Source organism: Streptomyces sp. NBC_01551 (assembly GCF_026339935.1).
GTDB lineage: Bacteria > Actinomycetota > Actinomycetes > Streptomycetales > Streptomycetaceae > Streptomyces.
Genome location: NZ_JAPEPX010000001.1, coordinates 6,399,140 through 6,418,673, shown reverse-complemented (window position 1 = coordinate 6,418,673; position 19,534 = coordinate 6,399,140). Strand labels below are relative to the sequence as shown.

Annotated in this window: 19 protein-coding genes and 1 pseudogene; 4 read left to right on the top strand and 16 right to left on the bottom strand. The window is 74.2% G+C overall.

The features are described from left to right. Position 1: 1 nt before the first annotated feature. A complete protein-coding gene (locus OG982_RS28885) occupies positions 2-835 on the bottom strand; it encodes a hypothetical protein (RefSeq protein WP_266781792.1) in 834 nt (277 codons plus the stop codon). Beyond that, on the bottom strand, positions 832-1,698 hold the full coding sequence (locus OG982_RS28880) for a phosphatase PAP2 family protein (protein ID WP_266781794.1): 867 nt from the start codon (positions 1,696-1,698) through the stop codon (positions 832-834). Before OG982_RS28880 ends, OG982_RS28885 begins: the two co-directional genes overlap by 4 nt. 195 nt (positions 1,699-1,893) lie before the next feature. Here OG982_RS28880 and OG982_RS28875 point away from each other — a divergent pair, with 195 nt between their 5' ends. After that, on the top strand, positions 1,894-2,490 hold the full coding sequence (locus tag OG982_RS28875; protein ID WP_266781796.1) for a TetR/AcrR family transcriptional regulator: 597 nt from the start codon (positions 1,894-1,896) through the stop codon (positions 2,488-2,490). Positions 2,491-2,664: 174 nt separating this feature from the next. Here the strand turns inward: OG982_RS28875 and OG982_RS28870 are convergent, their stop codons facing one another. The 7 genes and pseudogenes from OG982_RS28870 to OG982_RS28840 all read right to left on the bottom strand — a co-directional run bounded on the left by OG982_RS28870 (position 2,665) and on the right by OG982_RS28840 (position 10,002). Further along, a complete protein-coding gene (locus OG982_RS28870; protein WP_266781798.1) occupies positions 2,665-3,216 on the bottom strand; it encodes a TerD family protein in 552 nt (183 codons plus the stop codon). Positions 3,217-3,311: 95 nt separating this feature from the next. Continuing rightward, the gene (locus OG982_RS28865) at positions 3,312-4,517 is read right to left on the bottom strand and encodes a VWA-like domain-containing protein (protein ID WP_266781800.1); all 1,206 of its coding nucleotides are present in this window, start codon (positions 4,515-4,517) and stop codon (positions 3,312-3,314) included. 18 nt (positions 4,518-4,535) lie between these two features. Continuing rightward, complete coding sequence (locus OG982_RS28860; protein WP_266781802.1) at positions 4,536-5,738, bottom strand: AAA family ATPase; 1,203 nt, start codon at positions 5,736-5,738, stop codon at positions 4,536-4,538. After that, positions 5,735-7,582 (bottom strand): ankyrin repeat domain-containing protein, encoded by a 1,848-nt coding sequence (locus tag OG982_RS28855; RefSeq protein WP_266781804.1) that lies wholly within the window; start codon positions 7,580-7,582, stop codon positions 5,735-5,737. Before OG982_RS28855 ends, OG982_RS28860 begins: the two co-directional genes overlap by 4 nt. Beyond that, positions 7,579-8,718 carry a gala protein gene (locus OG982_RS28850; protein ID WP_266949729.1) on the bottom strand — a complete coding sequence of 380 codons (1,140 nt, stop codon included), beginning with the start codon at positions 8,716-8,718 and terminating at the stop codon, positions 7,579-7,581. Before OG982_RS28850 ends, OG982_RS28855 begins: the two co-directional genes overlap by 4 nt. A gap of 57 nt (positions 8,719-8,775) precedes the next feature. After that, positions 8,776-8,848, bottom strand: a pseudogene (locus OG982_RS28845). 83 nt (positions 8,849-8,931) lie between these two features. Further along, the gene (locus OG982_RS28840; RefSeq protein ID WP_266949728.1) at positions 8,932-10,002 is read right to left on the bottom strand and encodes a hypothetical protein; all 1,071 of its coding nucleotides are present in this window, start codon (positions 10,000-10,002) and stop codon (positions 8,932-8,934) included. A 267-nt stretch (positions 10,003-10,269) separates the two neighbouring features. Between OG982_RS28840 and OG982_RS28835 the strand changes: the two genes are divergently transcribed. Beyond that, a complete protein-coding gene (locus OG982_RS28835; RefSeq protein WP_266781810.1) occupies positions 10,270-11,076 on the top strand; it encodes a glutamate ABC transporter substrate-binding protein in 807 nt (268 codons plus the stop codon). Here OG982_RS28835 and OG982_RS28830 read toward each other — a convergent pair. Both OG982_RS28830 and OG982_RS28825 read right to left on the bottom strand, forming a co-directional pair. Next, the gene (locus OG982_RS28830) at positions 11,060-12,037 is read right to left on the bottom strand and encodes an SMP-30/gluconolactonase/LRE family protein (protein ID WP_266949727.1); all 978 of its coding nucleotides are present in this window, start codon (positions 12,035-12,037) and stop codon (positions 11,060-11,062) included. The genes OG982_RS28835 and OG982_RS28830 overlap by 17 nt on opposite strands. 147 nt (positions 12,038-12,184) lie before the next feature. Continuing rightward, on the bottom strand, positions 12,185-12,751 hold the full coding sequence (locus OG982_RS28825; protein WP_266781813.1) for a DJ-1/PfpI family protein: 567 nt from the start codon (positions 12,749-12,751) through the stop codon (positions 12,185-12,187). Positions 12,752-13,001: 250 nt separating this feature from the next. Here OG982_RS28825 and OG982_RS28820 point away from each other — a divergent pair, with 250 nt between their 5' ends. Next, a complete protein-coding gene (locus OG982_RS28820) occupies positions 13,002-13,838 on the top strand; it encodes an endonuclease I family protein (protein ID WP_266781815.1) in 837 nt (278 codons plus the stop codon). A gap of 23 nt (positions 13,839-13,861) precedes the next feature. Here OG982_RS28820 and OG982_RS28815 read toward each other — a convergent pair whose 3' ends face one another. The 3 genes from OG982_RS28815 to OG982_RS28805 all read right to left on the bottom strand — a co-directional run bounded on the left by OG982_RS28815 (position 13,862) and on the right by OG982_RS28805 (position 17,501). After that, positions 13,862-15,505: a glycoside hydrolase family 20 protein gene (locus tag OG982_RS28815; RefSeq protein WP_266949726.1), complete on the bottom strand. Its 1,644-nt coding sequence runs from the start codon at positions 15,503-15,505 to the stop codon at positions 13,862-13,864. An 87-nt stretch (positions 15,506-15,592) separates the two neighbouring features. Then, positions 15,593-16,072 carry a heme-binding protein gene (locus OG982_RS28810; protein ID WP_266949725.1) on the bottom strand — a complete coding sequence of 160 codons (480 nt, stop codon included), beginning with the start codon at positions 16,070-16,072 and terminating at the stop codon, positions 15,593-15,595. Between the two features lie 202 nt (positions 16,073-16,274). Further along, positions 16,275-17,501 (bottom strand): MFS transporter, encoded by a 1,227-nt coding sequence (locus OG982_RS28805; RefSeq protein WP_266949724.1) that lies wholly within the window; start codon positions 17,499-17,501, stop codon positions 16,275-16,277. A gap of 167 nt (positions 17,502-17,668) precedes the next feature. Here OG982_RS28805 and OG982_RS28800 point away from each other — a divergent pair, with 167 nt between their 5' ends. Continuing rightward, on the top strand, positions 17,669-18,151 hold the full coding sequence (locus OG982_RS28800; RefSeq protein ID WP_266949723.1) for a MarR family winged helix-turn-helix transcriptional regulator: 483 nt from the start codon (positions 17,669-17,671) through the stop codon (positions 18,149-18,151). A gap of 123 nt (positions 18,152-18,274) precedes the next feature. Here the strand turns inward: OG982_RS28800 and OG982_RS28795 are convergent, their stop codons facing one another. Together OG982_RS28795 and OG982_RS28790 are read right to left on the bottom strand one after the other, a co-directional pair. Further along, positions 18,275-18,859, bottom strand: a complete 585-nt coding sequence (locus tag OG982_RS28795; protein ID WP_266949721.1) for a hypothetical protein — start codon at positions 18,857-18,859, stop codon at positions 18,275-18,277. Then, the gene (locus OG982_RS28790; protein ID WP_266781827.1) at positions 18,856-19,530 is read right to left on the bottom strand and encodes an RNA polymerase sigma factor; all 675 of its coding nucleotides are present in this window, start codon (positions 19,528-19,530) and stop codon (positions 18,856-18,858) included. The genes OG982_RS28795 and OG982_RS28790 overlap by 4 nt, the downstream gene beginning before the upstream one ends. Between the last annotated feature and the right edge of the window lie 4 nt (positions 19,531-19,534).

The window sequence follows — 19,534 nt, the reverse complement described above, 5'->3', positions numbered from 1 at the left end:
TTCATGCTGCCACACGGACGCCCGGCGCCCGCGTCAGCAGCAGCACCCCGCGCGCCGCCGCGAACGCGCCCGCCACCGCGAGCAGGACCCCCAGCATCCCGCCCTGGAGGCGTTCGCCGAGCAGGACCATGCCGATGGCGGCCGCGGCCAGCGGGTTGGCCAGGTTCACCACCGCCAGCGGTGCGCCCAGCCCGCCCCGGTAGGCCCGCTGGGACAGCAGCAGCCCGCCGATCGCGAACGCCACCACCAGCAGGGCCACGGCCACGACCCGGAAGCTCAGCAGGGATCCGCCGCGGCCTCCCGCCATGGCCACGGTCTGGGTCAGGGCGGACGCCGCCGCGGAGGCCAGCCCGGACGCCGTGGCGTGCCGGAGCCCCGAGCGCGGGTCCCTTCGTACCGTGAGCAGCAGGATCACGGCGGCGGTGGCGCCCGACACGGCGAGCGCCTCGGCCAGGCTGAGGGTGTCGTCGGGGGCCGGGCCCGAGGCCGGGAGCAGCAGCAGGCCGAGCCCGGCGACGGTGGCCAGGGTGCCCCGCCACTCGGTGGCCGCCACCCGGCGCCCGGCCCCGCGCGCGCCGAGCGGGACGGCGGCCACGAGGGTGAGGGCGCCCAGCGGCTGGACCAGCGTGAGCGGCCCGTACCGCAGGGCGGCGGCGTGCAGCAGCGCGGCGGCGGCGTTCAGTCCGGCCGACGACCACCAGGCGCCGGAGCCGAAGAGGGCCTTGGCGCTGCGGGCCACGGCACGCCGGGCGAGCCGTTCCTGGGCCACGGCGGCGGACGCGTAGGCGACGGCGGAGGCGAGGCACAGCAGCAGCGCGAGGGCCGTGGCGTTCATCGTCCCGCCCCTACGGTCACGGCGGGGGCCTCGGCGGCGCCAGCAGCCTCGGCGCCGCCCGGGCCCTCGGCGGCGCCCGCAGCCTCGGCGACGACGCCCCGGCCCGGGACGTGCCGCCGGACGACGGCGGTACGTTTCACCACCGGCCCCGGGATCAGCAGCAGCGCCCCGCCGAGCAGCGCGGTGGCCACGATCGCGTCGAGCCAGTAGTGGTTCGCGGTGCCGACGACCACCAGCAGCGTCAGCAGCGGGTGCAGCAGCCACAGGGCCCGCCACCGCGACCGGGTCGCGGCGATCATCCCGAGGGCCAGCATCAGCGCCCACCCGAAGTGCAGCGAGGGCATCGCTGCGAACTGGTTGGCCATGGTGTCGGTGGCCGGCGCGGCGCCGTAGACGCTGGGCCCGTAGACCTGCCCCGTGTCCACCAGGCGCGCGGCGTCGAGCATCCGCGGGGGCGCGAGCGGGAAGGCGAGGTGCAGGGCGAGGGCGGCGCCGGTGAGGACGGCGAGCACCCGCCGGGCCCACAGGTAGTGGGCGGGCCTGCGCACGTACAGCCAGATCAGGAAGAGGGCGGTCGCGGGGAAGTGGACGGCCGCGTAGTACGTGTTCGCGGTGTGGACGAGGGCGTCGCCGTGCAGCAGCAGCCGCTGGACCGCACCCTCGCCGGGCAGGCGCAGGGCGCGTTCGGCGTCCCAGATCCACCCGGCGTTGCGGTACGCCTCGTCCGTGCGGCCGGTCGACAGCGTCCGGCCGGCCTTGTAGACGGCGAAGAGGCCCGCGACGAGCAGCAGCTCGCGTATGAGGCGGCGGCGCGCCGCCTGGGGGCCGGGGGCCGGCCCGGCGGGTTTCGTAGGAGAGGTCATCCCCCGGTCTCACTTCCTGTACAGCCTGCGCGACGGGTGTCGCGGCGCTGCGCCGCACCGGCCGGTCGGGCCGCGGAGCACATCGACACGCCAGTGTATCGATACATTGGCGTATCGATACGCGGGTGTAGCGATAGCGCTCGATTCCCGTACACTCGCCCTACCGGACCAAGCAGCCGAGGAGAGCCGCACCCCATGACGTCGACGCCGACCGCCGCGCGCCGCTCCAAGATCAGCCCGGAGCGTGTGCAGGAGTTCTACGACGCCGTCCTGGAGCAGCTGCGCGAGCACGGGTACGAGGCGCTGACCATGGAGGGCGTCGCCGCCCGCGCCTGCTGCGGCAAGTCGACGCTCTACCGGCAGTGGAAGACCAAGCCGCAGCTGGTGGCGGCCGCCCTGCGGGCGAACCGGCAGGGCACGCTCGCCGCCGTGGACACCGGCTCGCTGGCCGGCGATCTGCGCGAGGCGGCCCGGATCGCGGCCGGCACCTCGGGCCGCGACACCCGCCTCACCCAGGCCCTCGGGCATGCCGTGCTCAGCGACGAGGAGCTACAGGCGGCGCTGCGCGAGGCGCTGGTGGAGCCGGAGCTGACGGCGTTCAACGCGATGGTGGAGCGGGCCGTCGCGCGTGGTGAGATCACCGCGGACCATCCGGCGGTGGAGTTCCTGCCGGCGCAGCTGATGGGTGTGCTGCGGATCCGCCCGGTGCTGGAGGGCCGCTACGCCGACGCCGACTATCTGGTCCGGTTCGTCGACGCGGCCCTGCTTCCCGCCCTCGGGCTCACCCCCTAGAACCGGTGGGCCGCCGTCTTCGATGACCGGACGGCGACCCGCCCGCGCTGCCTCGTGGGGACGGCGGCAGCGCGCCACCCGGACCGGGCGGCGGACACTCGCGCGACGAGTGCCCGCCGCCCGATCTGTGCGGCCCCGGCCGCGAGGCGGCATCAGGACCGACGGTTGATCAGATCATGACCGGACGGCCCCCATGGTCCGGGCGAACTCCTCCGGACCCGCCTCGTAGCCCCGTACGGCGGCGTCCAGCGTCCAGGCGCCCGAGGCGTCGCGGACGAACTCCGCGACCGTGGCCGCCGTGGCCGCCGCGACGGCGGCGAAGTCGGTCTCGGCGAGGTCCGTGTAGCCCTCGCGGACGCGGAGCCCGGCGCCGCCGATGTCCGCGAAGGTCTTCACCCCCGTCCCCGCTCCCGTGCCCGCCTCGGCGTCCTGGATCACCACGCCCACCACGACCCGGGTCAACTCGGTCGAGAGCCGGTCGAGTTCGAGGGTCATCACCTCGTCGAAGCCGAAGCCCTGGCCGGTCTGGCTGTCCCGGTTCAAGGTGATCGTCCCGTCGGGGGCGCGGCTGCCGAAGTGCACGAGGTAGACCGGCTCCCCGTGCGGGTCCCGCGCGCCGTAGACCGCGGCCAGTATGTCCAGGTCGTTCGCGGGCGTGCCCGCCGGGCTGGGGTCCCACCGCAGCGCGATCTCCACCTTGGCCAGGCCCTTGCGTACTCCGCTCACTGAACTCCCCCTCCGTGTACCGGGTGTTGCCCGGCCATGCTGTCACGCGCGCGCGAACCGGGCAGGCCCCACCGTAGGTTCCCGGCCAAACCGGGTCACTGCCCGAGGTCGATCCGTACGGTCTCCACCCAGCCCGGCGGCTCCGGCGCCGCCTGCCCGATCAGGGCGGCGATCAGCCGGCAGGACGGGGTCTCCCGCGGCCACGGCGTGTACCCGTCGGTCAGCACGACGACGATGTTCGGCCGGTCGGGCAGGGCCAGCGCGGCGCGGATGCCGACGGTCATGTCGGTGCCGCCGCCCCCGGCCAGGGTCACCTGCTCGGCACTGGTCACCCGGGTCACGGCGTGCACGTCGGCGTCGCAGGCCAGCACGGCGACCCGGTTGCCGCCGATGCCCACCTCACGCAGCACACCGGTGACTTCGGCGAGCGCGGCGGCGAGATCGTCCTCGCCCATCGACCCCGAGGTGTCGATGACGATCGCCACCCGGGGCAAAGGCCTCCGCAGGCTGGGCAGCACCACGCGGCCGCCGAGCGCGGGGGTGCGGCGCGAGGGGCGGCGGTAGGTGTAGTCCACCGCGCCCGCCGCCCAGGCGGCGGCCTCCCGGACCGCCCCGGACAGCGCCCGGCGCCAGTCGACGGTGGGTTCCAGCAGCTGCCGCGCCCAGCGCTGCCAGCCGGCCGGGACGGTGCCGCGGGCGCGCTGGTGGGCCCGGATGGCCTCGGCGCTCTGGCGGCGCAGGGCCTCGGCCTCCACCGGGCCGAGCCGTGCCGGGCCCGCGGCCTCGCCGAGCTCCCACGGCATCGGGGTGCCGTGCGCGCCGGAGCCGCAGTCCGCCGCGTGCGGGGGCGTGGCCGGGATCGCGGGGAGGTAGCTCTCGAACATGCCGCCCGTGGGCAGGCCGAAGTGCCTCGGCTCCACCCGGCCTTCGGGCAGGGCCAGCCCGTCGGCGAGGAGGTCGTCGTTGATCTCGCAGTCCTGGGCGATGTTGACCCGGAGGTGGTCGCGCTGGTCTGCGGCCGGGAGCCGGCCGGCCCGCGCGTGGTGGTCGCGGAGCAGGTGGGCGACCTCGTGGATCCACACCCCGGCGAGCTCGGCGACGGGCGTCGCGTCGACGAAGGCGGGCGAGACGTAGCAGCGCCAGTGCCGGTCCACGCCCATGGTGGGGACGTGCGCGGACGGCACCACCGTCAGCGCGTACAGGGCGGAGGCGAGGTACGGGCGGGCCTGCGCCGCCTTGTAGCGGGCGGCGAGCAGCTTCGCCCGGTCCAGGTCCGCGGCCGCGCCGACGGGGTCTGCCACTCCCCCTCGCCCTCGGCCTCAGCCGCTGCCGGGCAGCGCGCCCGCGAGCTGGAGCAGCTCCACGAAGGCGTCGATCCCGGCGGGTACGGGCCAGTCCAGGTCACGCATCGCGGCGAGGTCGGCGGCCGCCCGCGCGGCCACGTCGGGCACGCCCGCGTCGACGGCCTTGGCCAGGACCGCCCAGCCGGCCTCCCAGCGGGGGCGGGTGGGCTCGCTCTGCACGGCCGCGACCACGGCGATCAGGAACGCCAGCTGCCGGTCGCCGCGCTCGGGCAGCGCGAAGGCGTCCGGGTCGGCCAGCACCCGGTCCGGGTCGGGCAGGTCGAGGTGCTCCATGTACGAGAGCAGCTCCAGGCCGGCGGCCTCCCCCACGGCCCCGGTGAGGGCGGTGGCCAGCGCCTCGCGGCCCGCGCCGGCCGCGTACCCGGCGGCCAGCAGCCGGAGTGCCATCTCCCACGTACGCGGCGAGGGCCAGGCGCGGCCGCGGCCCTCGGCCTCCTTCGGCATGTGGTGCACCAGGCCGGGCCGGGCCGTCAGGAAGCCGGAGATCACGCCGCGCGCCCGGGCTGCCGAGCCGGGGATCCGGGCGGGGTCGACGGCGGGGATGGCGACCTCGGGCCAGGTCCCGGCCATGCCGCGGGCGACGGTGCGGGGGTCGTGGGTCCAGTCGAGGTGCACGAACCGGTTGGCCAGCGGCGGGCTGAGGTGCCAGCCGTCGGCCGCGCTGGAGGGCGGGTTGGCCGCGGCGACGATCCGTACCGACTCGGGCAGCGCGAGGCTGCCGACGCGGCGCTCCAGCACCACGCGCAGCAGGGCGGCCTGCACGGCCGGCGGGGCGGAGGACAACTCGTCGAAGAACAGCAGCCCGTGGCCGGTGCGGGCGAGGCGGACCGCCCAGTCCGGCGGGGCCATGGGGACGCCGGTGGTGGCGGGGTCGTCGCCGACGATGGGCAGCCCCGCGAAATCGGAGGGCTCGTGGACGCTGGCGATGACCGTCTCCAGCCCGACCCCGAGGGCGGTGGCGAGCCGTTCCATGCCGGCGGACTTGCCGATGCCGGGCTCGCCCCACAGGAGGACGGGCTGATTGGCCGTCACCGCTAGGGCGAGCGCCTCCAGTTGGGGGTTGACGGCGGGCTCGGTACGGGTGCCGCCGAGGCGGGCGTTGAGGGCGTCGGCCGCGGCGAGGGCGCGCGGGGGCTGCGCATGCCGCTGGGCGCTCATGCGTCTTCCCCGCCTTCGGAAGACCCGTCTTCGGGGTCCTCGGGCTCCGAGGGGTCCTCGTCGTACGCGGACTCTTCCATGTACTCGTCCCACCAGTCGGCGCCGATGCCGGGGAACTCCTCGTCCGCCCGGCGCCGCAGGAAGGCCAGGTCGGTGCGCTTGTAGCGGCGGATGTCCTGGGAGAGGGACAGTTCCATGTCGTCGACGACGTCGATCCGGGACCCGGCCGCGAGCAGCGCGCGGACCAGGTCCGCCGAGCCGCCCCAGTGCACCGCCGACTGGAGCGGGGTGCGCTGGTTCACGTCCTGGGACTCCAGGTCCAGCCCGGCCGCCAACAGCCTGGGCAGCAGCTGCTCGTGGTCGAGGAGGTGGAGTGCGTGGAGCAGCCCGCGCCGCCTCCCGTCCCGGATCCGGGGGCTGACGCCGGCGTCCAGCAGCGCCAGGACGCCCGGGGTGTCGCCGTGCTGGACCCGCAGGAAGAAGTCCCGGTGCTCGGCGCGCAGGGCGCGCGGCAGCCGGCCCTCCCCCGTGATCCAGGTCTGCTCGACGGCGAAGCAGCCGGTGACGGCGCCGCCGAACGCCCTCAGTGCGCGCTCCCGTTGCTGTTCCTCGGGGGTGTGCGGCATCTCCAGCAGGCCGCCGCGCGAGCGCACCTCGTGCCAGCCGCCGCGGCACCGCACCCGGACGGGCTTGCCCTCGGCCGGACCGGGCGGTCCGACGGCGGGGCCGGCGCCCGGGAACAGGGCGTCGGTGACGAGCGGGTGGAGTTCGCGCGGGGTGATCCGGCCGAGCCGTACGAGTTCGAGGTCGGGCAGCCGCTTCCAGGCGTACTCCGGCAGCCGGGCGAGGCGCGCCGCCTCGTCCCGCTGTGCGATGTACCGGGCCCGGACCGGGCCGTCGGGGCCGTGCGGGGCCTCGCCGACCGCGTCGAGCCGGATGGTGAGGTAGCCGGTGCTGACCCGGAACGCGGCGCCGGCTCCGGCGGCGGCGAGGCGGCGTACTCCGGCCCGCAGCCGGGTCAGGTCGAGGGCGTTGGTCGCGAGGACCGCCTCCGGGTCCGCCGGGCGGCCGTAGGTCCGCGTCCGCTCGGGGGCGGTCAGGTCCCGCTCGACGCCCGCGGCCGCGTAGGCCTCGCGGGAGTCGCCGCGGGACTGGAGGAGGGTGATCCACTCGGCGTTGCCGGCGGGGTCGGCGGCGCCGGGGTCGGCGCGGGGCAGCTCGTCGGGGCGCAGCGGCGTGCCGTCGGCGTGGAAGAAGGGCAGCCGTCCGTCGCCGGCGCCGAGCAGTTCGCGCAGTGCGCCGGCGCGGCGGGCGTCCCAGAGCGGGCGGGCCGCGGTCCAGTTCTCCACGAGGAAGCCGGAGTACGGGACGTACGGCCGTACCGGGTCGACCGGCTCGCACAGCAGCCGCAGCCGCTGCGGCCCCTCGGTCATGGCGGAGGTGGAGACGGAGAGGGACGGCGCGCCGGGGGCCGTGCCGTAGGTGGCGAGCAGCACCCGGAGGTCGGTGGCGATCGTCGTACGGCCGCCGAGCCCGCGGGGCAGGTGCCAGCGCAGCAGGTCGGGCGCCAGGTGGCGGAGGTCGTCCTCCAGGGCTTCGGCGACGGACGCCCCGTAGCGCGACGCGATGTCGGCCGGCTCGAAGCGGACGTCCACGGCCGCGGCGGCGCAGGCGGCCCGCCAGTCGCCGGCCAGCCGGTGCGCGGTGGCGCGCTCGATCATCCAGCCGGGTACGGCGTAGCGGCGGATCCGCTGCCAGGTCGAGACGTCCTCCGGCGCGATCCCGCCGGGCAGGACCCCTTCGGGCACCTCCTTGTACCGGTACCCCGGGCCCGCCCCGCTCATCGGTACACGCTGCCGATGGCGCGCAGGTCGGGGTGGGTGGGCCGGGCGGGGCGCAGGCGTTCGGCGAAGGAGCGCTTGACGCGGCGGGGCAGGCCGGGACCGAGTCCGACGTACTCCAGTGGGGAGTCGGCGGGCATCGCGGCCAGCAGGCCCTTCGCGCCGCGCCCGGTGAGTCCGGTGTGGCGCAGCTCCAGGCGGCGCAGGGGGCTGCCGGGGAGCGCGGAGGCCAGGGCGTACGCGCCCTCGTCGCCGGTGGAGTTGCCGTGGGAGCCGAGGCTGCGCTCGGACATCGCGCGGCCGAGGTCCAGGGTGTCGATGCCGCCGAGGGCGTCGGCGAGGGAGCGGGCGCCGGCGGGGCCGATGCCGTTGCCGCCGAGGCCGAGGCGGACGGGGCGGGAGGGGTCGGCGGCCGCGGCGGCGGCGAGGACGGCCGTGCCCGCGTCGCCGAGGTGGTTGGCGGGGAGGTACAGCTCGCGGACCCCGGCGTCGCGGATGAGTGCGGCCAGCAGCGGGGCGTCGGCGGCGGTGAGGCCGTTGCCGCCGAGGAAGAGCCGCTCCAGGGGGGTCTCGCGGTGGGTGAGGGCGTCGAGGAGGTGCCGTACGCCTTCGGCGCCGACGCCGGTGTTGACCAGGTCGAGGGTGCGCAGCGTGGTGTTGCGGCGCAGCAGGGCGGCGAGGTCGCGGGCGCCGTCTTCGTGGACGGGGTTCCGCTTGAGCCAGAGGGCATGGACGGTGGTGTCGTCGGCGAGGGCCCCGGCGAGGGCGCTCACGCCGTCCGGGCCGATCCGGTTGCAGCCGAGGTACAGGGTGCGCAGCCCGTGCCCCTCGCCGAGGGCTCCGGCGAGGGTGCGGGCGCCGTCGTCGCCGATGGAGTTGGTGCCGAGCAGCAGGTGCCGGGCGTGCGCGGAGGCGGCGGCCACCGGCAGCAACCGGGCCGCGCCGGCCGGACCGAGGCCCTGCTTGCACAGGTCGACGCGGCCGTCGCTGCGGAGGGTGCCGAGCGGGAACTCCTCGTCGGTGTCGACGCGTTCGGCCGCCGCGAGCCGTTCGAGCAGCGGGTCGAGCCCGGCCGGGTCTGCGAGTGGCAGGTCGGGGTGCTCGATCGCGGGGCAGCGTACGGGTGTCGGCTGTGTCATCACCACTCCACCGGTCCTTCGCCGGTGCCCGGCGTCCACAACGACATGAAGAAGACGCAAGACCGGTCGGATTCGAACCGACGTCCTCCAGCTCGATGCGTGGGCGCGACGACCTCTGCGCTACGGCCTTGCTGCCCGCGATCATACCGACCCGCCGACCGGAACTCGATCACCAGTTTGACCGGTTCCCGCCACCCGAACGGGGCCCGAGGGCTACCAGTCGCCGTCCCGGACCGGTTTGCCCGGCCTTGGGGTCGGGCCGACGGATTTGATCTGGGGCGGGGTCGGCGGGGTCCAGGGGGTGTGGTCGTCGCCGAGCCAGTCACCGACCGGCTTGACCTGGGCCAGGGTTCCCGTCGAGGGGAGGTCGTGGCCGCTCTCGTCGTAGTAGTCGTACCAGGGCAGCCCGGCCCTGGTGTACGCGGCGCGGTCGACGGGTGAGGGCGGCGGTTCCTCGCCGGTGATGCGGCGCCAGGCCGGCGGGGTCACCAGGTGGACGAAGACCCGGGCGGCGGGCTCCCGCGCCCAGGCGGTCAGCGCCCGGTCGTCGCGGTAGACCTCCTGCTGCATCGAGCCGCCGACGCCGAGCCCCATCGCGGGAGCGGCGGCCATGGCGGGAGCGGCCGGGGCGGCCGCCGGCGGGGGCACCGGACCGCCGTAGCCGAAGCCCCCGGCGGGAGCCGCCGGGCCGCCGTACAGGCCGCCGCCTCCCGGCGCGGGCGGCGGCGGAGGGAGCAGCCGGGCCCGCTCCGCCTCCCGCCAGCGCTCCAGCGCCTGCGGCCCGAGCCCGAACGCCTGGAGCTGGACCCCGCCCGTGGTCTCCTCGCCGGTGACCTGTCCCTCGACCGTCGCGCCGAGCCCGAGGGGCACCGCCACGAACTGCCGGACCGTCCCGTCGCCCGAGTTGATCCCGTCGAGCCACGGCTGCCGGGGCAGCACCACGTAGTTCTGCGGGTCGCGCGCGAGCCGCCCCGACCACCGCTCGCCGGAGACCGCGCACACCTTGCCCACGCCGACCTGGAGCGCGGCCGGCTCCCGGGTCCCGGCGAAGCTCAGCCACATCGCCTCGCGCAGGTACACCGGCAGCATCACGCCACCTTTGGCCCGCCATTCCGCCGGAACCGTGTCCGGGTAATCCTCGACCCGCCGCAGCGGGAACTCCCCCAGATTCGGCGGCAATGCGTGCGTTCCCGATTCAGGAAGCCGCAATGTCCTGATGAATCGGACATGTACTCCATCACCCAACAGCAGCGTATTGCCGTCGATCCTCACCGAATCCGTCACCGCTTCCCGCCCCTCGTTCCATCGAGATCCACGTCAAGATCCATATTCGCCGAAGATCCTTCGCCGGGGCCGGATCGTTATCCTCAAATTTTGCTCAGATCCCGTGACACCGCGCCGCGACCTTCCTAGCTTCCTCATACACGCGCCAAGCCGAACCCATGGTTCCGCTCGTGAACGAGTTACCCAATTCTCCGATTTACCCGATTCACCCTTCCCGCGTCTCCCGCGTGACCCGCGTGACCCGTGTTCCCGAGGAAAGAGTCCAGCATGAAGGTTTCCAAGGCCGGTGCGGTCGCCGCGACCATCGCGGTAGCCCTGACCGCCTCCGGGTGCTCGGAGGACGCCAAGGAGCCCATCGAAATCGGCATCAAGTTCGACCAGCCGGGCATCGGGTTCCGCGAGCAGGACGGCAGCTTCACCGGGTTCGACGTCGATGTGGCCACGTACCTCGCGAAGCAGCTCGGCTACAAGGCGAACGAGATCGAGTTCAAGCAGGTCTACAGCGCCGACCGGGAACTGCTGATCCAGTACAACGAGGTCGACTTCGTCGCCGCCAGCTATTCGATCAGCGACAAGCGCAAGGAGAAGGTCGACTTCGCCGGCCCGTACTTCATCGCGCACCAGGACGTGCTGGTCCGCGCCGACGACGCCGGCATCACCAAGGCCGAGGACCTCAACAGCAAGAGGCTGTGCTCCGTGACCGGCTCGACCTCGGCCGCGAAGGTGAAGGCCCTCGCGCCCAAGGCCAGCGTGATGGAGCTGGAGAGCTACTCGGAGTGCCTCGTCGCCGTTCAGGACGGCTCGGCCGACGCCATGACCACCGACAACTCCATCCTGGCCGGCTACGCGGCCAGGAAGGGGAACGAGGGCAAGTTCAAGCTGCTCGGGCTGAGCCTGAGCAACGAGAACTACGGCATCGGCGTCAAGAAGGGCAACAAGGAACTCCAGAAGAAGATCAACGACGCCCTCACCAAGATGGTGTCGGACGGCGCCTGGGAAGCGGCCGTGAAGAAGAACTTCGGCCCGGCGAACTACAAGTACGAGCCCGCCCCCGCGGTCACGTCGAGCAGCTGACGATCGTCGAGGCGGTGGCCGGGTCCGACCAGTCGGAGTCGAAGCGGGCGTTGACCACGTAGAGCCGGCCGCCGTGCACCGCCGCCGTCGTCGGCTCGTCGAAGCGCGGGTCGGTGATCTGCTTGACGAACCGGGCCCGCCGCCCGTCCACGCTGAGGGTGAACACGTCGATGGCGTAGTCCCAGTTGCGTACGACGTACAGCGTGCGGCCGTGTACGACGAGCCCGTCGCCGTTGCCCACCGCCCCGCCGTCGAGCACGGTACGGGTGGCGGCGCCGGTGCGCGGGTCGACGCGGAACAGCGCCCGCGCGTTGTCGTTGACCACCAGCAGCGCCCGGTCGTCCGGGGTCCGCTCGATCCCGTTGGCGCCCCAGTACTGGCCGCCGGGCGGGGTCGGGACCCATTCGCCGCCGAGCGGCAGCGGGCGCGGGGCACTGCCGGCGCCGGTGAGAGCGCGTTCGGCGGGCAGGAAGTACAGGACGTCGTTGAACGAGTCGGTGAACCAGGCCCCGCCGCAGCCGACGATGACGTCGTTGACGAAGGCGGTGCCCGTCGCGGCCCGGTGGGTCGCCAGCACCCGCCCGTCACCGGCGTGGACGACGCGGATCCGGCCGTCGGCGCCGCCCGCGACGAGGAGGCGGCCGTACGCGTCCAACTTGAGCCCGACGGACATCGAGCCGGGGCCGGGGCTCGGGCTGATGATCCGCCCGGCGCCGGTGGCCAGGTCGACGCGGTAGAGCGAGCCGTCGAGGAGCGAACCCGTGTAGGCCGTGCCCCGGGGCGAGACCGCGATGCCCTCGGGCTGGAAGCCGGCCGGGGTGGCGATGGTGTCGGGGCGGTGTGTCCCGGCGGCCCGCGCGTGGGCGAGCGGTGCGAGCGGTCCGACGAGCGCGGCGCCGCCGAGGGCGGCGGCCGCGCCGATGAAACCGCGTCGGCCCAGGGATCCGGTCGTTCCAGTCACGGCGGTGTCCTTCCAAATGCCTTGGCAACAGCATGGGTTGACCCGCCCACCTCAGCACACCACCCGCGCCCCGTCAGTCCCGGACCCGGACACTTCACAAGGGAATGAGGAGCTTCCCCTTCTCGTTCACGGCCGGCCCTGAGGCACTCAGGAGACCGGCGCCTTGGCCCGCAGCACCTTCAGGAACTCCCGCATCCAGGCCGAGTGGTCGGGCCACGCGCGGGCCGAGACGAGGGTGCCGTCGACGACGGCCTCCGCGTCCTGGAACGCGGCGCCGGCCGCCTTCATGTCCGGCTCGAGGGCCGGATAGGCGGTGACCCGGCGGCCGTCCAGGGCGCCGCTCGCGGCGGTGATCAGCGGCCCGTGGCAGATCTGGGCGATCGGCTTGTCGGCGTCGGCGAACGCGGACAGGATCCGCCGCACCTCCGGGTCGTTGCGCAGGTACTCCGGCGCCCGGCCGCCCGGGACGACCAGGGCCGCGTAGTCCTCGGTGACGACGTCGGCGAAGGCCAGGTCGGCCGGCCAGGTGTAGCCGGGCTTCTCGGTGTAGGTGTCGAAGCCGTCCTCGAAGTCGTGCACCACGAAACGCAGCTTCTTCACCGACGGGGCCGCGATGTGCACCTCGTACCCCTCCTCGCGCAGGCGCTGGTAGGGGTAGAGGACCTCCAGCGACTCCGCCGCGTCGCCGGTCACGATGAGGATCTTCACTGCCATGGGCTGCTCCCGGTGGGGCTGTTCACGCTCGGCTCGGCCCCCGCTGGGACCCCCGCTACCGTGCCCGCCCCGGACCTCCCTGCCAAGGGGGCCTCACCCGCCATCACCCACTCGGACCAGCGACGAAGTCCCCCGGTCCGACACGTTTCCTTAACCTGTTGGGCACATGACAATGTGACCCTCGCTCTGCCACTGACGCCCCGCCAACTGCCAGGCGGGGGCGGTGCGTGTGAAGAGGTTCCCCCACGTCATGAGAATCTTCCGTCGTACCCCATGGGCCGCCGGCATCGCCGCCGCGGCCGTGTTCCTCGTACCGGCGGCCGCCTCGGCCGGCCAGCAGCGCGCGGCGGCTCCCCACGCCGACGCGGCTGCCCCGGCCGCCGCGACCACCGCGACCTCGGCCGTCGACGCGTACTACGCCGGCACTGAGGGCAAGACCGGCGCCGCGCTGAAGACCGCGCTGCACGACATCATCAAGAACCAGTCCAAGGTGACCTACGACGGCGTGTGGAACGCGCTGAAGGTGACCGACCAGGACCCGGCGAACCCGAACAACGTCATCCTGGTCTACTCGGGCCGCTCACAGTCCAAGAACACCAACGGCGGCGGCGTCAACGACTGGAACCGCGAGCACGTCTGGGCCAAGAGCCACGGCGACTTCGGCACCGCCACCGGCCCCGGCACGGACCTGCACCACCTGCGGCCCGAGGACGTCACCGTCAACAGCACCCGCGGCAACAAGGACTTCGACAAGGGCGGCAGCCCGGTCTCCGAGGCCCCGGGCAGCTACACCGACTCCGACTCCTTCGAGCCGCGCGACGCGGTCAAGGGCGACGTGGCGCGCATGCTCCTCTACATGGCCGTGCGCTACGACGGCGGCGACGGCTTCGCCGACCTGGAGATGAACGACAAGGTCAACAACGGGTCCGCCCCGCTGTTCGGCAAGATCAGCCTGCTGAAGCAGTGGAACCAGGCGGACCCGCCGGACGCCTTCGAGCAGCGCCGCAACCAGGTCATATTCGACACCTACCAGCACAACCGGAACCCGTTCATCGACCACCCCGAGTGGGTCAACTCCATCTGGTAGTCCGGGCCCGGTCCGGTCCGGCGCTAGAGCCGGTCCGCGAGGGCCTTGAAGTCCGTCCACGGCTGCTGCGGCGTGCGCGCGTCCCAGACCTTCTGGGACAGCGCCGCCAGCGGGAGCCGGATGCCGGCCGCGACCTGGTCCTGGGTCTGGGCCCCGGCCAGGTCGCTCCAGACGGCGAGCCGGCCGCCCAGGATCTGGTCCGCGTACGTCGCGGGCACGGGGGTCGTACCGCGCAGCACCAGCGGTGTCCACTGCTCGTAGATCCGCTGGCCGGTCGGGTACGTGAACTGGTTGGGCTGCCCCAGCACGTAGTAGAGGTACTCGTCGTTCAGGTTGACGAGCTTGCGGCCCTCGCGCAGGTACTCCAGCGGCGGCCGGGCGCCCAGCTCCTTACCGGTCCAGTACTCGACCTGGATGTCCTTGGCGGCGCTCGTCACCCCGCCCGCGAAGAACCCGTCGTTCCACGCCTTGAGCGCCTTCCCCGACGGCCGCACCACGTCCGCGCGGTCGTTCAGCCAGCCCGTCGCCAGGTCCTGGACCCGCGCCGAGGGCCCGTACCGCTGCCGCGCCGCCTGCGCGAGCTGCGGGAAGGAGGCCTGCGGGTCGCGGTAGACCAGCGCCTGGTACTCGTCGGCGCCCAGGTGCCAGGCCCCGCCCGGGAACAGCGGCTGGTACTCGCGCAGCAGTTCGTCCACGAGCTTGGCCGACGCCGGGTTGGATATGTCCACGGCGCCCTTGACGGCCCGCCCCTGTACGTCGCGCAGCTGGAGGTCCGGGTGGGCGCGCAGCACCGCGCCGAGGTGGCCGGGCGAGTCGATCTCGGGGACCACCGTGATGTGCAGCCGGGCGGCGAGGGCGTTGATCTTCCGGACCTGGGCCTTGGTGAGGTGCGGTTCGGACACGATCTCGGGGTGCGTGTCGGACTCGATCCGGAAGGCCTGGTCATCGGAGAAGTGCAGGCCGAGCTGGTTGAGCTTAAGGTCGGCCATCTCGCGCAGCCGGTCCTCGATCCAGTCGGGGCTGAAGTGCTTGCGCGCTATGTCGAGGTTGAGGCCGCGCTGCGGCTTGGCGGGAGCGTCGCGCACGACTCCCTCGGGGGCCGAACCGCCGCTCTTCACCGCCTGCTTGAGGGTGCGGGTGCCGTAGAAGACGCCGGCCTCGTCGGGGCCGGTGATGTGCGCCTGCCCGTCCCGCACGGTGAGGGTGTACGACTCGGGGGTCCCGGAGTTCTTCGCGCCGAGGGCGAGTTGGACGTCGCCGCGGCGCGGTTCGGCTGACTCCGCGTAGCCGATGCCGAGTTCGCCGGCGAGCAGCTTGCCCTCGTCGGACAGGGCCGCGCTGTTGGCCGGCGGGACGACCACGCGGGCGTCGGGGGCGGGCTTCCAGCCGGGGCCGCGGGCCGGCTCGTGCTCCCGCACCGCCGGGATGGTGCGCGGGGCCGTGGAGAGCGGGTAGGACGGTGTCGGCGACGGGGCGGCGGCCTCGGGGGTGTCCGTGTCGGAGGCGGCGGGGACCCCGCTGGTCGGGCCGCCCGTCGCGGCGGACCGGGTGGCGCCCGGGCTCGCGGGGCTCGCCGTACAGCCCGGTACGGAGACGAGGGAGACCAGCGCGGCGACCGTGGCCGTCGCGATCACGTTGCCTCTCCTGATCCGCGTGGACTGGTTCATGATGTGCCCGTGTCCCCCGTACCAAAGTGGCACGGGGGACGGGGCGGCGCGACCCGGGGCGTCAGTTCGACCCGGCCGGCTCCTCGCTCAGGCCGTGATCGGCTCGCCGGTCAGCCCTTCGAGCGCGGCGAGCGCGACGGCCGCGAAGCCGTGGTCCTGGTCGGGGGCGCCGCCGCCCACGCCGATCGCGCCGATGAGGCGGTCGTCGCGGTGGACGGGCAGGCCGCCGGCGATGAACAGCAGCGGGCGGTCGAGGGCCGTGGGCAGCGTGTGGAAGAGCCCGCCGGGCTGGACGGCGTCGACGAGGTCGGCGGTCGGGGCGTTCAGCTGGAGGGCGGTGAAGGCCTTGCGGGTACTGGTCTCGCCGGAGATCAGCACGGCGCGGTCGTCGCGGCGGAAGGCGAGCAGGTGGCCGCCGGCGTCGAGGACGGTGACGCTGACGGCGACCCCGGCGCGCTCGGCGGCGGCGCGGGCGGCGGCGACGAGCAGCTCGGCGTCCTCGGTGGTCAGCGGGGCGACGGCGGTACGGGCGGCGGCGGTGGCGGCGGTGGCGGCGGTGCGGGACATGCGGGGTTCTCCTGTGGGTGACGTAACGAGCAATGCGGTGTGAAGCGGATCAGGGGTGACCCGGCTCAGCGGCGGACCGGATCGGCGGGCGGCCGGCCGGCCGGCCCAGCAAGCGGACCGGCACGGCGGGCGGCCGGGTCAATGGCAGACCGGCACCGCGGGCGGCCGGGTCAATGGCGGACCGGCACCGCGGGCGGCCGGGTCAGTGGCGGACCGGCACGGCCTCGGCCTCGGCCGTCGAGCCCGCGGCGACGCGGCTTTCGGCGCCGCCCGGGCGCGACCCGGCCGTGCGGCGCGCCAGCGCGCCGGAGACGAGGGCCAGGACCAGCGCGGAGCCGGCCAGCGCCGCGCCCACCCAGTTCGGGGCGGTCCAGCCGAGCCCGGCGGCGATGACGAGCCCGCCCAGCCAGGCGGCGAGGGCGTTGCCGAGGTTGAAGGCTCCGATGTTGACGGCGGAGGCCAGCGTCGGGGCGCCCGCGGCCTGGTCCAGGACCCGCTTCTGCAGCGGCGGCACGGTGGCGAAGCCGAGCGCCCCGATCAGGACGACGGTGGCGGCGGCGCCGGCCTTCGTGTGGGCGGTGACGGTGAACACGGCCAGTACGACGGCCAGCGCGCCCAGCGACACGTACAGCATCGGCATCAGCGCCCGGTCGGCGAAGCGGCCGCCGATCAGGTTCCCGGCGACCATGCCGAGGCCGAAGAGCACGAGCAGCCAGGTCACGGAAGTGTCGGCGAACCCGGCGACGTCGGTCATCATCGGCGTGATGTAGGTGATGGCGGCGAAGACCCCGCCGAAGCCGAGGACGGTCATCGCCATGGCGAGCAGTACCTGGACGTTGCGGAAGGCGGCCAGCTCGTGGCGGATCCGGACCCCCTCGGGCCGGGGCAGCTCGGGGACCAGCTTGGCGATGCCGAGCAGGCCGAGTACGCCGAGCGCGGCGACGATCAGGAAGGTGACGCGCCAGCCGGCGTTCTGGCCGACCAGGGTGCCGAGGGGGACGCCGACGACGTTGGCCACGGTCAGGCCGGTGAACATCATCGCGATCGCGCCGGCCTTCTTCTCGGGGGCGACGAGTCCGGCGGCGACGACCGAGCCGATGCCGAAGAAGGCACCGTGGGCGAGGGAGGCGACGACACGCCCGGCGAGCATGACCTCGAAAGCGGGGGCGAGCGCGGAGAGCACGTTGCCGGCGATGAACAGGCCCATCAGGAGCATCAGCATCCGCTTGCGGGGGACGCGGGTGCCGAGCACGGTCATCAGGGGGGCGCCGAGGACGACGCCGAGGGCGTAGCCGGTGACCAGGAAGCCCGCCGTCGGGATGGAAACACCGTAGTCGGCGGCGACCTCGGGGAGCAGGCCCATGATCACGAATTCGGTGGTGCCGATCCCGAAGGCTCCGATGGCCAGGGCGAGGAGTGCGAGAGGCATGAGGGGAGGTGTCTTTCAGGTGAGACAGCGCAGGCCGCATTCGGTTGCTTTCGCGGCTTACGTGCGACCACATTAGTTGCAGGCGCGGGTTAATCGCAAACGCGGGCTATTGCGGCAGTGTCATATCCTGGTGAGACAACGCTCAGAAGGATCTGAAGGAGGAGTCCATGACGGTCGCGGACACTGCAACCACCGCCCTCTCCCAGGGCTGGTGTGCCCTCTCCCTCCTGCACGGCCGGATCGAGGCGCACATCGAGCGGGCGCTCCAGGGCGGCCACGACCTGAGCGTCCGCGAGTACTCCCTGCTGGACGTGCTCAGCCGCCAGCACACCGGCCACCTGCGGATGCAGCAGGTCGCCGACTCGGTGGTGCTGAGCCAGAGCGCGACCACCCGGCTCGTCAGCCGGCTGGAGGACCGCGGGCTGCTCAACCGCTTCATCTGCGACACCGACCGGCGCGGCATCTACACCGACGTGAGCGAGGCCGGGCTGGAACTGCTCGCCGCCGCGCGGCCGACGAACGACGCCGCTCTGCGGGAGGCTCTGGACGAGGCCGCGCGGGATCCGGAGCTGGCGCCGCTGGTCGCCGCCCTGGAGAACATGCACCGCACCGGGCCGTCCCTGGTGGCGGGCGCCGCCCGGGCCGCCTGAGGCGGAGCCGCCCGACGCGAAGGAAGCGGAGGCGGCACGACGCGAGGAAAGGGGTGTCCCGCCGACGCGATCGGCGGGGCACCCCTTCTTCTCGGCCCGTCAGAGCCTCGGTTCCTCGGCCCGTCAGAGCCTCGGCGGCTCCGACGACGTCGCGCTGCGGGCAGCCGACGGGCTGCCCGTGCCGGTCGGCGGGGCCGAGGACGCCGACGGCGGCCGCGGGGAACCCGACGGCGTCGGGCCCCGCGAGGGCGGAACGGCGGACCGCGACGGGCTAACCGGCGGCGACGACACGGAGGGACTCGGCGTCGAGCTGCCCCCGGGGGACGGCGAAGCCGACGGCTCCGGCGTCGGAGTTCCCCGCTGCGGCGTCGGACCGGAGGTGTTCGGGGGCCGCGGCGTACCCGGGGTGCTGAACTCGGGCGGCGCGGCCGGCGGCTCCTGGCGCGCCGGGCCGGCCCCGGGCGCGAGGACGACGAAGCCGATGACCGTCGCGGCGGCGGCCAGCCCGGCCGCCAGGGGCAGCGCGAAGCGGCGCGTACGCAGCCACGCGACACCGGACATCCCGCGGACGTGCGGTCCCGGCGGATCGGCGGGCCGCAGCTCGCTCACGGAGATCTCCCCCGCCCGCGCGGCCAGGGCCTGCCGCAGCCGCCGTTCGACGGGGCGCTCGGCCGGGTTCCCACCCGGCGCTTCGCCGTACGGCGTCATATCCGTCCCTCCAGGATCCGTTCCAGCGCGTCCAGCCCGCGGCTCGCGTTCGATTTGACCGCGCCCCGACTTATGCCGAGCGTGGCGGCGATCTCCGCCTCGCTCAGGTCGGCCCAGTAGCGCAGCACCAGCACCTGCCGCCGGCGCGGCGTCAACCGCCCCAGGGCGGCGAGCACTTCGCGGTGCGCCTCGTCGAGGACGACGTGCGCCTCGGCGGACGGTACGTCGGCGGCCTCGGGCGGGGTCCACGCCCGCGCCGTCCGCCGGCGGCGCAGCACGGAGCGCGAGGTGTTCACGACGGCGGTGCGCAGGTAGCCGAGCGCGTTGTCCACCTCCGTGATGTGCTCCCCGTGCCGCCGGTAGAGGGCGGTGAACGCGTCCTGCACCACGTCCTCGGCGGTGGCGAGGTCGTCGACGAGCAGCACCGCGAGGCGCACCATGCGCAGCCGGTGCGCGTGGTAGAGCGCGCTCACGGTGGGAGATTGGCCGAAATCGCCGTGCCCGGAGCCGGAGCGGTCCTGTTCCTGGCCGTAGGTGTACGAGAACTGGCGCGGCCGGCGCTCAGCGGCCGGGGCGGGCCGCTCCCGGCGCAGCAGCCACCACCACGGACCCCGCCGCTCCCGGCCGTGACCGGGAGCGAGGGGGCCTGCGGTTGAGACGAGGTGGAGCACGGGT